The following is a 10,988-nucleotide window of genomic DNA, read 5'->3' as shown; positions in this document are numbered from 1 at the left end:
CGGGGCGGGACCAGACTCCCGGCCGATCTGCCTCGCCGAGACATCAGACCGAGGCTGCCTCGCGCTCGACTGTGAGTGGCTGGCCGGCCGGTGAGCCGACTGTCCGAGTACGCGAGCCGACTCTCCAGGTACGCGAGCCGACTCTCCAGGTACGCGAGCCGACCCTCCGGGTACTGGTCAGTGGCCTTCGGTCGGGTGTCCCGCCGCCAGGCGCGGGGCGCGGAGCAGGAGCAGCGACCGGGACTGCAGCGTCAGCCGGCTCTTGGCCTCCAGCGGACCGGGGTTGGCCGGGCTGCCGTCCGCGGTGCTCGTGTCGAGCGTCGGCTTGAACGTCTCGCCGTACTCGCGGCCCGGCAGCACCACCTCGGCCGGCTCGTCCCCCGCGTGCAGCCACATCAGCCACGAGTGGTCGGGCACCAGCTCGCCGTCGCGGTTGCGGGCCTGGCTGTTCGAGCCGTCGACCCACATGCCGAGCGTGTGCCGGTCCTCGAACCAGTCGGTCTCGCCGAACTCCTCGCCGTCCGGCCGGAACCAGACCAGGTCCGGCTTGCCGGTCGGGGTCGTCCGGCCTTCGAAGAACTCCGGCTGCCGCAGCGCCGGGCTGTTCGCCCGCAGCCGCACGACCCGGCGGGCGAAGCTCAACATGGCGTCGGCCTCGGCGGCTTCGGCGTCCTCGGGGGTCCAGTCCAGCCAGGACGTCTCGTCGTCGAGGCAGTACGCGTTGTTGTTGCCGCCCTGGGTCCGCCAGAACTCGTCGCCCGCGGTGATCATCGGGGTGCCGGTGGACAGCAGCAGCGTGGCGAACATGTTCCGCACCTGCCGCGCGCGCAGCTCGCGGATCCGCGGGTCGGCCGTGCCGCCCTCGGCGCCGTGGTTCCACGAGCGGTTGTCGTTGCCGCCGTCGCGGTTGTCCTCGCCGTTGGCCTCGTTGTGCTTTTCGTTGTAGGACACCAGGTCCCGCAGCGTGAAGCCGTCGTGGGCGGTGACGAAGTTGATCGACTGCCACGGCCGCCGAAGGTTGTGGTCGTAGAGGTCCGACGAACCGGACAGCCGGTAGGCGAGGTCGCGCACGCCCGTCGCGCCACGCCAGAAGTCGCGCACCGTGTCGCGGTAGCGGCCGTTCCACTCGGCCCACTGGGCACCGAAGCCGCCGACGCGGTAGCCCTCGCCGGTGGCGTCCCACGGCTCGGCGATGAGCTTGCAGCGCGTGAGCACCGGGTCGGTGGTGATCGCGGTGAGCAGCGTCGACGCGGGGTCGAACCCGCCGCCGCGGGCCCGGCCGAGCGTGCTGGCCAGGTCGAACCGGAAGCCGTCGACGCCCAGCTCCTGCGTCCAGTACCGCAGCGAGTCGGTGACCAGCCGGACCACGGTCGGCGAGCCGGCCTCCAGGGTGTTGCCGCAGCCGGTGATGTCGGCCATGTGGCCGCGCTCGGTGTGCAGGTAGTACACGGGCGCGTTCAGCCCGCGGAAGCTCAGCGTCGGGCCGTCGGGGCCGCCCTCGCAGGTGTGGTTGAACACGACGTCGACGATCACCTCGATGCCGGCCGCGTGCAGCGCGGCCACCATCAGCCGGAACTCCTCGACCTCGTGGCCGGGCTCGCTGGCGTACGCGGCGTGCGGCGCGAAGAAGCCGAGCGGCGAGTACCCCCAGTAGTTGTGCCGCCCGGCCCGGACCAGCGACGGCTCGTCGAGGAACGAGTGCACCGGCAGCAGCTCCACCGACGTGACGCCGAGCCGGGTCAGGTACTCGATCGCCACCGGGTGGGCCAGGCCGAGGTAGGTGCCGCGCAGCGCCTCCGGGATGAACGGGTGCTGCTGCGTGAACCCCTTGACGTGCAGCTCGTAGACGACCGCCTCCTCGAACGGGACCTCCGGCTTGACGCCGGTGTCCGGCCCGCCCGGCGAGGACACCACCGACAGCGGCACGCTGCCCAGGGAGTCCACAGTGGACATCGGGCCGCGCTCGGGGTCGCCGGTGAAGCCCTGGGCCGCGCGCAGGTCGGTGAGCCCGCCGGTGATCTGCCGGGCGTACGGGTCGAGGAGCAGCTTGTGCGGGTTGCAGCGCAGGCCGCGGGCGGGGTCGTACGGGCCGTGGATCCGGTAGCCGTAGCGCTGCCCCGGCGTCACCCCGGGCACCAGGCCGTGCCAGACGCCGAACGTGCGCTCGGTGAGCGCGATCCGGCGTTCGGACCCGTCGGCGTCGATCAAGCACAGGTCCACGGCGTCCGCCACGGCGGACGTGATCGCGAACCGCACGCCGCCGGCCTCCGGGTGGGCGCCGAGCGGAAACGGGCGTCCGGCGCGGACGTGCTGGGTCGAGGGTCGTGTGGCCATTCCTGAATCGTCCCAGATCCGGCCCGGATCGCGCGCGGCGTGCCGCCGGAGTTACCGGGTTTCGACCAGAACGAAACTGTCCGGCGGCAGAACCGCCGCGCCCCCGTCCACGGTGGCCCCGGCCCAGGTCAGCAGGGTCGCGGTGGCGCCAAGCGGGAGCGTCACCGGGCCAGTGCCGAAGTTGACGGCGAGCCGGAGCCGGCCGCGGTGCAGCACGAGCCAGGACCCCTCCGGGGCGGCGTCGATCCGCAGGTCGGCCGCCCACGGACCGGCCAGTTCGGGGTGTTCGCGCCGCAGCCGGATCAGCGTCCGGTACAGCTCGAGCATCTCCCGGTGGCCGGGCGTGTCCACTTCGGCCCAGTCGAGCCGCGAGCGCTCGACGGTCGCCGGGTCCATCGGGTCCGGGACGTCGGACTCGCCCCAGCCGTGCCGGGCGAACTCGCGACGGCGTCCGGTGCGGACCGCGTCGGCCAGCTCCGGGTCCGGGAAGGACGCGAAGAACTGCCACGGCGTGCTCGCCGCCCACTCCTCCCCCATGAACACCATCGGCGTGAACGGCGAGCAGAACAGGATCGCCGCACCGCAGGCCAGCCGGCCCGGCGACACCGTCGCCGGCAGCCGGTCACCGGTCGCGCGGTTGCCGATCTGGTCGTGGTTCTGCAGGTAGGCGAGGAACCGGTGACCCGGCACGGTCCGGGTGTCGACCGGGCGGCCGTGGGTCCGCTCGCGGAACGACGACCAGGTCCCGGCGTGGAAGAACACCTCGCGCAGCACCCGCTCGACGGCATCTTCGGCGGCGAAGTCCGTGTAGTAACCGGACGTCTCTTCGGTGAGCTTGACGTGCAGCGCGTGGTGGAAGTCGTCCGACCACTGGGCGTGCAGGCCGTACCCACCGCGCTCGCGGGGCGTGACCAGCTTCGGGTCGTTGAGGTCGGACTCGGCGATCAGCGTCAGCGGCCGGTTCAGCGCCGCCGACAGCGCCTCGACCTCGACGGCGAGCTGTTCGAGCAGGTGGACGGCCCGCCGGTCGAGCAGCGCGTGCACGGCGTCCAGGCGCAGCGCGTCGATGTGGAAGTCGCGGAACCAGCTCAGCGCGTTGTCCACGACGTACCGGCGGACCTCGTCCGAGCCGGCGCCGTCGAGGTTCAGGCCGGGACCCCAGTCGTTCTGCCCGGCGAAGTACGGCCCGAACCGGTCGAGGTACGCGCCCGAGGGCCCGAGGTGGTTGTAGACGACGTCGAGCACGACCGCCAAGCCGCGCGCGTGGGCCGCGTCGACGAACCGCTTGAAGCCGTCCGGCCCGCCGTAGGGCTCGTGGACCGCGCCCCAGAGGACGCCGTCGTAGCCCCAGCCCGCGGTGCCGTCGAAGGAGTTGACCGGCAGCAGCTCGACGTGCGTGATGCCGAGGTCGACGAGGTGGTCGAGCCGGTCGATGGCCGCGTCGAAGGTGCCGCCCCCGGTGAACGTGCCGACGTGCAGCTCGTAGACGACGCCGCCGGGCAGCTGACGGCCGTGCCAGGCGTCGTCGGTCCAGTCGAACTCCGCGTGGTCGTAGACGCGCGACTCCTGGTGGACGCCGTGCGGCTGCCACCGCGACCGCGGATCCGGCAGCCGGTCGTCCGAGTCGTCGAGCAGGAAGGCGTAGTTGCTGCCCTCGGCCTCGGCGTGCCACCAGCCGCCGTCGCCGGCGGTCATCTCGTGCACGCCGGCGTCGGCGCTCACCCGGACCCGGCGGGCCGACGGGGCCCACACGCTGAACCTCATGCGTCTCCTCGCACCAGCAACGCCACGGGGTACCGCTCGAACAGGGTGGCCACGTCGCCGGTGGCGTCGCGGCCGGTCAGGACGTCGGTCCAGACGCCGGCGGGCAGCGGCAGCACCGTGTCGCGCCAGCCGCCGGCGGCTTCCAGGCCGACCGGCAGCCGGGTCACCGCCACCGCGAGGTCCGCGCTGCGCGTGTAGGCCAGCACGTGCTCCGCTGCCGCACCTTCGGCCCGCAGCGGCCGGTAGCCGCGGAACAGCGCCGGGTGTTCGCGGCGCAGCCGCAGCGCCTTGTGCACGACGAGCAGCTTCGCCGCGCCCGACGCGTCGATCTCCGGCAGCTCGCCGTCGATGACCCGCGCCAGGATCTCGCGCCGGACCGCGTAGTCGACCGCGCGGCGGTTGTCCGGGTCGACCAGCGAGAAGTCCCACAGCTCGGTGCCCTGGTAGACGTCCGGGACGCCGGGCGCGGTCAGCTGCACCAGCTTCTGGCCGAGCGAGTTCGCGTACCCGGGCTTTTCGATGCGCGCGACGAACGTCTCGATCTCCGACGCCAGACCGGCGTCGCCCATCACGTCCCCGGGCCAGGCGGCGACGTCGGCCTCGAACGCCTCGTCGTGGCTGGTCCAGCTGGTCCGGAGCTTGGCCTCCTTGGCCGCCTTGTCGAGGTAGTCCCGCAGCCGGGCCGGCTCGATCGGCCAGGCCGCGACCAGCGTCTGCCACGCGAGGAGGTTCAGCGACGGCTCGTCGATCCCACGCCGCGCGGTCCACCGGCGGACGGCCTCGGCGAACTCGCCGGGCACCTCCGCGAGCACGGCCATCCGCGCCCGGGTGTCCTCCGAGCGCTTGGTGTCGTGCGTGGTCAGCGTCGTCATCGAGGCCGGGTAGCCGGCTTCGCGCTCGGCCGCCAGGCGGTGGAACTCCTCGACGCCGAGGCCGAACCGGTCCGGGTTCCCGCCGACCTCGTTGAGCGCGGCGAACCGGGTGTAGCGGTAGAACGTCGTGTCCTCGGTGCCCTTCGCCACGACCATGCCGGACGTCTGCTGGATCCGGGTGGCCAGCTCGCTGCCGGGGTTTTTCCGCACGTACGCGTCGAGGATGAGCAGCGCGTCGGCGAGGTCGGGCCGGGCCTGCCGGGCGCCTTCGATCGCCGCCGTCCAGTGCGCCGCGCCTTCGGGGAGGTAGGAGCGGTAAACGGGGAAGGCGATCATGGTCTCGGCGACGGCCTGCCGGGCCTGCTCGGAATCGACGTCGGGCAGCAGCGCCGCGATCCGCCGGACCTCGGCCACGAGGATGTGGTCGGTGACCAGGCGCCGGGCCTCGGCCTCGACGCGGTGGTAGCCGGTCTTCACGCCCAGCTCCGTGGCCAGCGCGGTGAAGTCGGGCTCGGCGCCCGGGTCGACGAAGACGCCGGCGATCTCGCGCAGGGCGTCGTAGCCGGTGGTGCCGTCGACCGCCCAGCTCTGCGGCAGCGGCTCGCCCGGGTGCAGGATCTTCTCCGCCACGACCCAGGCGCCCGGGGCGTTCTCGCGCAGCCGCCGGAAGTACCCGCCCGGGTCGGCGAGGCCGTCCGGGTGGTCGACGCGCAGGCCGGTGACGTCGCCGTCGGCGACCCAGCGCAGGACCTCGCCGTGCGTCTCGGCGAACACGATCGGGTCCTCGACGCGGACCGCGGCCAGGTTCGTGATGTCGAAGAACCGACGGTAGGTCAGCTCCGCGTTGCCGCGGCGCCAGCCGACCAGGCGGTAGTGCTGGCGCTCGTGGACCTCCTGGGGTGTCCCGCTTTCCGTGCCGGGGGCGATCGGGAAGCGGTGGTCGTAGTAGGCGAGCTCGCCGTCGTCGACGGTCAGCTCGGCGACGGCTCCGTCGGCACTGTCGTCGCCGAGCACCGGCAGCAGGATCGGGCCGCGGTCCCAGTCGACGTCGAAGAAGGACGCGAACTCCGAGTCGCGGCCGTGCGCCAGCACGTCCCACCACCACCGGTTGACCTTCGGCACCTCGACCGACATGTGGTTCGGCACGATGTCGACGACCAGGCCGAGCCCGAGCTCCTTCAGCAGTGCGCTGAGCTCCTGCCGGGCCGATTCACCGCCCAGCGCGGGCCGCGCGCGGCCCGCGTCGACGACGTCGTAGCCGTGCGTCGAGCCGGGCGCCGCGTCGAGCACCGGCGACGCGTAGAGCGCGCCGATGCCCAGGTCACGCAGGTAGCCGGCGATACCGGCGGCGTCGCTGAAGGAGAACTCCGGGCGCAGCTGCACCCGGTAGGTCGACTCCGGCACCGTCATTCGGGCTCCGTCCGCTGCAGCACGATCAGGGAGCGGGCGGGCAGGGTGAGCTGGCCGCCGCCTTCGATGGGTTTCGCGTCGTGGGGCTCGACCTCGCCGGTCGCGGTGTCGACGACGACCGTCCAGGCCTCGCCGTAGCCGTTGCCCGGCAGCTTCGCGTCGATGTCCTCGTAGTGCGCGTTGAACGCGAGCAGGAACGAGTCGTCCTCGACGTGCATCCCGCGCGGGTCGAGGTCGGGGATCGCCTGGCCGTTGAGGAAGACGACGACCGCCTTGCCGAAGCCGTCGTCCCAGTTCTGCTCGGTCATCTCCTCGCCGGCCGGGGTGAACCAGGCGATGTCGCCGAGCTTGTCGCCCTTGCCGACCGGGCCGCCCTGGAAGAACCGGCGGCGGCGGAACACCGGGTGCCGGTGCCGGAACGCGGTCAGCCCGCCGGTGAAGCGGACCAGGGCGGTGTGCTCGGTGGCCAGCGCCCAGTCCATCCAGGACAGTTCGGAGTCCTGGCAGTAGACGTTGTTGTTGCCCTGCTGGGTCCGGCCGAACTCGTCGCCGTGCAGGATCATCGGCACGCCCTGCGACAGCAGCACCGTGGCCAGCATGTTGCGCTGCTGGCGGGCGCGCAGCTCGTTCACCTCGGCGTCGTCGGTGTCGCCCTCGACCCCGCAGTTCCACGACCGGTTGTCGTCGGCGCCGTCGCGGCCGTCCTCACCGTTGGCCTCGTTGTGCTTTTCGTTGTAGGACACCAGGTCCCGCAGCGTGAAGCCGTCGTGCGCGGTGACGAAGTTGATCGACGCGAACGGGCGGCGGCCGTCGTCCTGGTAGAGGTCCGACGAGCCGGTGATCCGCGACGCGAACTCACCCAGCGTCGAGGGCTCGCCGCGCCAGAAGTCGCGGACGGTGTCGCGGTACTGCCCGTTCCACTCCGTCCACAACGGCGGGAAGTTGCCGACCTGATAGCCACCGGGACCGACGTCCCACGGCTCGGCGATCAGCTTCACCTGGCTCACGATCGGGTCCTGCTGCACCAGGTCGAAGAACGTGGACAGCCGGTCGACGTCGTAGAACTCGCGCGCCAGCGCCGAGGCGAGGTCGAAGCGGAAGCCGTCGACGTGCATCTCCGTCACCCAGTACCGCAGCGAGTCCATGATCAGCTGCAGGGTGTGCGGGTTGCGCACGTTGAGGGAGTTCCCGGTGCCGGTGTAGTCCATGTAGTACTCGGGCTCCCCCTCCACCAGCCGGTAGTAGGCCTCGTTGTCGATGCCGCGCATCGACAGGGTCGGCCCGAGGTGGTTGCCCTCCGCGGTGTGGTTGTAAACCACGTCGAGGATCACTTCGATGCCGGCCTCGTGGAAGGCCTTGACCATGCCCTTGAACTCCTGGACCTGGCCGCCTTCGCCGGGCATCGCGGCGTAGGAGTCGTGCGGCGCGAAGTAGCCGATCGTGTTGTAGCCCCAGTAGTTCGTGAGGCCCTTCTCCTCCAGGCCGTGGTCGGAGACGAACTGGTGCACCGGCAGCAGCTCCACCGCCGTCACGCCGAGCTTCTGCAGGTGCTCGACGACGGCGGGGTGCGCCATCCCGGCGTACGTGCCCCGCAGCGCCTCGGGCACGAACGGGTGATTCACCGTCATGCCCTTGACGTGGGCTTCGTAGATGACCGTCTCGTTGTACGGCCGCTTCGGCTGGCGGTCGTTGCCCCAGTCGAAGAACGGACTCGCCACCAGCGAATACGGCACCCGACCGGCGGAGTCGTCGTCGTTGCGCTCGTCCGGGTTGGCGAACTGGTAGCCGAACAGCGACTCGTCCCACTTCACGCCGTGCGAGACGGCCTTCGCGTAGGGGTCGATGAGCAGCTTGTTCGGGTTGCAGCGCAGGCCGCGGGCCGGGTCGTACGGGCCGTGGACGCGGAAGCCGTACCGCTGCCCGGGCCCGACGTTGAGCAGGTAGCCGTGGTGGACGAAGCCGTCCACCTCTTCGAGCGCGTACCGCGTCTCGTTGCCCTCGGCGTCGAACAGGCACAGTTCGACCCGCTCGGCCGCCTCGGAGAACAGGGCGAAGTTCGTCCCGACTCCGTCGTAGGTGGCGCCGAGCGGGTAGGGCGTTCCGGGCCAGGGCCGCACTGAAATCTCCTCGAGCTGTTGCAGGGTGTACCAGGCGCGCCCGCGTTCACGGACGCGCATCACTGGGGGTCGTGCGCCAGGGGGTACCCGTTACCCGGGTAACGGACGCGCCGCTGCGAGCGGCGCGACCGCGGCGCGCACTCCCTTCGCGGTGAAGAAGCCGTCGACGCTGACGGGAAGGGGAATCCGCCAGTTAGGGTACTGGTCGACCGTGCCGGGCAGATTCGGCTGCCGTACCTGGCCCGCCACGTCGGCCGGCGACGTCAGCACGAGCCGGGACGCGGCTTCCGCGAGCAGGGTGTGCAGCGCGACGACCATGTCGTCGGCCGGGATCCCTTCCCGGGCAAGGAGTTCCCGCAGCGCTTGGCGTTCCGCCGCGGCGGAATTCTCTTCGGCTTCGACGCCCCGGTCCAGCAGCCCCAGCTCGGCCCGGACCCGCACGTGCTCGCCCTGCAGCCAGCCGGCGACCGTCGGCAGGTCGTGCGTCGAAATGCTGGCCATCGCCTCGGGGTCCCAGTCGGCCGGGCGGGTGAAGGGCTTGCCCGGCGCGTCCCAGTCGCGTTCGAACCACAGCACGGCCGAGCTGAGCATGCCCCGCTCGTGCATGGTCTCGGTGACGGTGTCCTCGACGGTGCCGAGGTCCTCCCCCACGACGACCGCGCCGGCCCGGTGGGCTTCGAGCGCGAGCACGCCGACCATGGCCTCGGCGTCGTAGTGGACGTAGGTGCCGCGGTGCGCGGGCTCGCCCGGCGGGATCCACCAGAGCCGCCAGAGCCCGGCGATGTGGTCGACGCGGATGCCGTCGGCGTAGCGCAGCACGCCCCGGATGACGTCCCGGAACGGCGCGTACCCGGCCTCGGCGAGCTTGTCCGGCCGCCACGGTGGCAGGTTCCAGTCCTGCCCCTGCTGGTTGAAGGCGTCCGGTGGCGCGCCGACCCGGACGTCGGCGGCGAAGACGTCCCGCACCGCCCAGGTGTCGGCCCCGCCGGGGTGCACGCCGACGGGCAGGTCGTGCACGATCCCGACGGTCATCCCGGCGTCGCGCGCGTCCTTCCGGGCCTTCTCCAGCTGCGTCCGGCAGAGGTGCTGGAGCCAGGTGTGGAAGCCGACGCGCTCCTTGAGCTCTTCGCGTGCCTTTTCGACCTCCTGCCCGGCCGGGTTCCGAAGCGGCTCCGGCCAGTCCCGCCAGTCAGCGCCGTGCTGTTCGGCGAGGGCGCAGAAGAGGGCAAACTCTTCGAGGTCTTGATCATCGGGCAGGTCTTCGACCCGGTGCGGCCACAGCAGCTCGAGCGCGGCCCGTTTCGCCGTCCAGACGGCGTCGTAGTCGATGAGCTCGCCGTCGCGGTCCGGGGCGAGGGACTGCACGGCCTCCTGCGTCGCGGCATCGGCCTGCGCGTAGGTGTCGGTGGTGGTGACGCGCAGGTAGATCGGGTTGGCGAACCGCCGGCTCGCGGGCGAGTAGGGCGACCGCTCGACGGGGTGGGCGGGGCTGAAGGCCTGCACGGGGTTGACCAGCAGCACGCCGGCGTCCAGTTCGGAGGCCGAGCGGGCGGCGAAGGTCGCGAGGTCGGCGTAGTCGCCGATGCCCCAGGAACCGGCCGAGTGCAGGGCGTAGAGCTGCAGCATCCAGCCCCAGGCGGGCGGGACGTCCGGCAGCTTCGCGGGCACGACGGCCAGCACGACGTCCTGCTCGGCGGTGACGAGCCGGTGCCAGCCGAGCGGCAGGTCAGCGGGCAGTTCGCCGTCGGTTTGCCGCCGGCTCCCGTCCTCGAGCACGATCTCGGCTTCGGTGCCGAGCGCCCGGGTGTCCCCTTCTTTGAGGACGATGGTCGGCGGCAGCCTTGTCGTGGTCTCGCGGACGCCGAGTGCCTGGGCGATGGCCTCGTCGGTGGTGGCATCGACCCCGAACTGCCCCAGGACGGCGACGACGACATCGTCTTCGACCTCGACCCAGACCTGGTCGGCGTTCTCGTACCGGGTGGCGACGCCATAGCGGTCGGCGAGCTGGTGCAGGGCGCTGCGGGCGGGGATCTCGTCGGGCACGGGCCAAGCATTCCGGTGCCCGGCCGATCGCGCCATCCGCACGGGGTGACATCACCCCCGCCGGCTGGCCAGTGCGCCCCGCGACCTCGATGGGAGCCGACGGCAGCCAGGGAGCACTGGCGCCCGACCGCTGCCCGGGAGGGCCGGCGGCAGCCGGCGACCAGCTGCCGCCGGGGAGGGCCGGCGGGAGCCGGCGGCTGGCGAGCGTTGAAGCCCGTTGGGAGCTGGCGCCCGGCGGCGGCTTGCGGACGCAGGCTGGTGGCCTATAGGGGGCCGATCCTGGAGCCCGGCGGAAGCATGGCACCACTGACCGCTCCCAACCTCGCGCGCTCCGCGTCCTCCCGATTGACCGGCTCCCGATCCGGCGGGTACATCCGCCTACCCGGACGGAAGCGCAGGCAAAGCCGCTGGCCCCCGCGCCGGGCGAAGCTGTGAACTCTGCCGAGCC

The 10,988-nt window shown here is 72.1% G+C and carries 5 protein-coding genes; all 5 read right to left on the bottom strand.

Annotated elements, in window-relative coordinates:
* Positions 1 to 177: 177 nt before the first annotated feature.
* Positions 178 to 2,334: a glycogen debranching protein GlgX gene (glgX, locus tag AB0C38_RS29790; protein ID WP_360679516.1), complete on the bottom strand. Its 2,157-nt coding sequence runs from the start codon at positions 2,332 to 2,334 to the stop codon at positions 178 to 180.
* Between the two features lie 51 nt (positions 2,335 to 2,385).
* On the bottom strand, positions 2,386 to 4,098 hold the full coding sequence (treZ, locus tag AB0C38_RS29785; RefSeq protein WP_360679513.1) for a malto-oligosyltrehalose trehalohydrolase: 1,713 nt from the start codon (positions 4,096 to 4,098) through the stop codon (positions 2,386 to 2,388).
* Entirely contained in the window at positions 4,095 to 6,380 is a 2,286-nt protein-coding gene (treY, locus tag AB0C38_RS29780) for a malto-oligosyltrehalose synthase (RefSeq protein WP_360679510.1), read from the bottom strand. Before treY ends, treZ begins: the two co-directional genes overlap by 4 nt.
* Positions 6,377 to 8,497: a glycogen debranching protein GlgX gene (glgX, locus tag AB0C38_RS29775; protein WP_360679508.1), complete on the bottom strand. Its 2,121-nt coding sequence runs from the start codon at positions 8,495 to 8,497 to the stop codon at positions 6,377 to 6,379. Before glgX (AB0C38_RS29775) ends, treY begins: the two co-directional genes overlap by 4 nt.
* Before the next feature lie 90 nt (positions 8,498 to 8,587).
* Entirely contained in the window at positions 8,588 to 10,540 is a 1,953-nt protein-coding gene (gene malQ / locus AB0C38_RS29770) for a 4-alpha-glucanotransferase (RefSeq protein ID WP_360679505.1), read from the bottom strand.
* Between the last annotated feature and the right edge of the window lie 448 nt (positions 10,541 to 10,988).

This window comes from Amycolatopsis sp. NPDC048633 (assembly GCF_040650695.1).
Lineage (GTDB): Bacteria > Actinomycetota > Actinomycetes > Mycobacteriales > Pseudonocardiaceae > Amycolatopsis.
The sequence above is the reverse complement of the archived record's forward strand: the minus strand, read 5'-3'. Positions and strand labels throughout refer to the sequence as shown.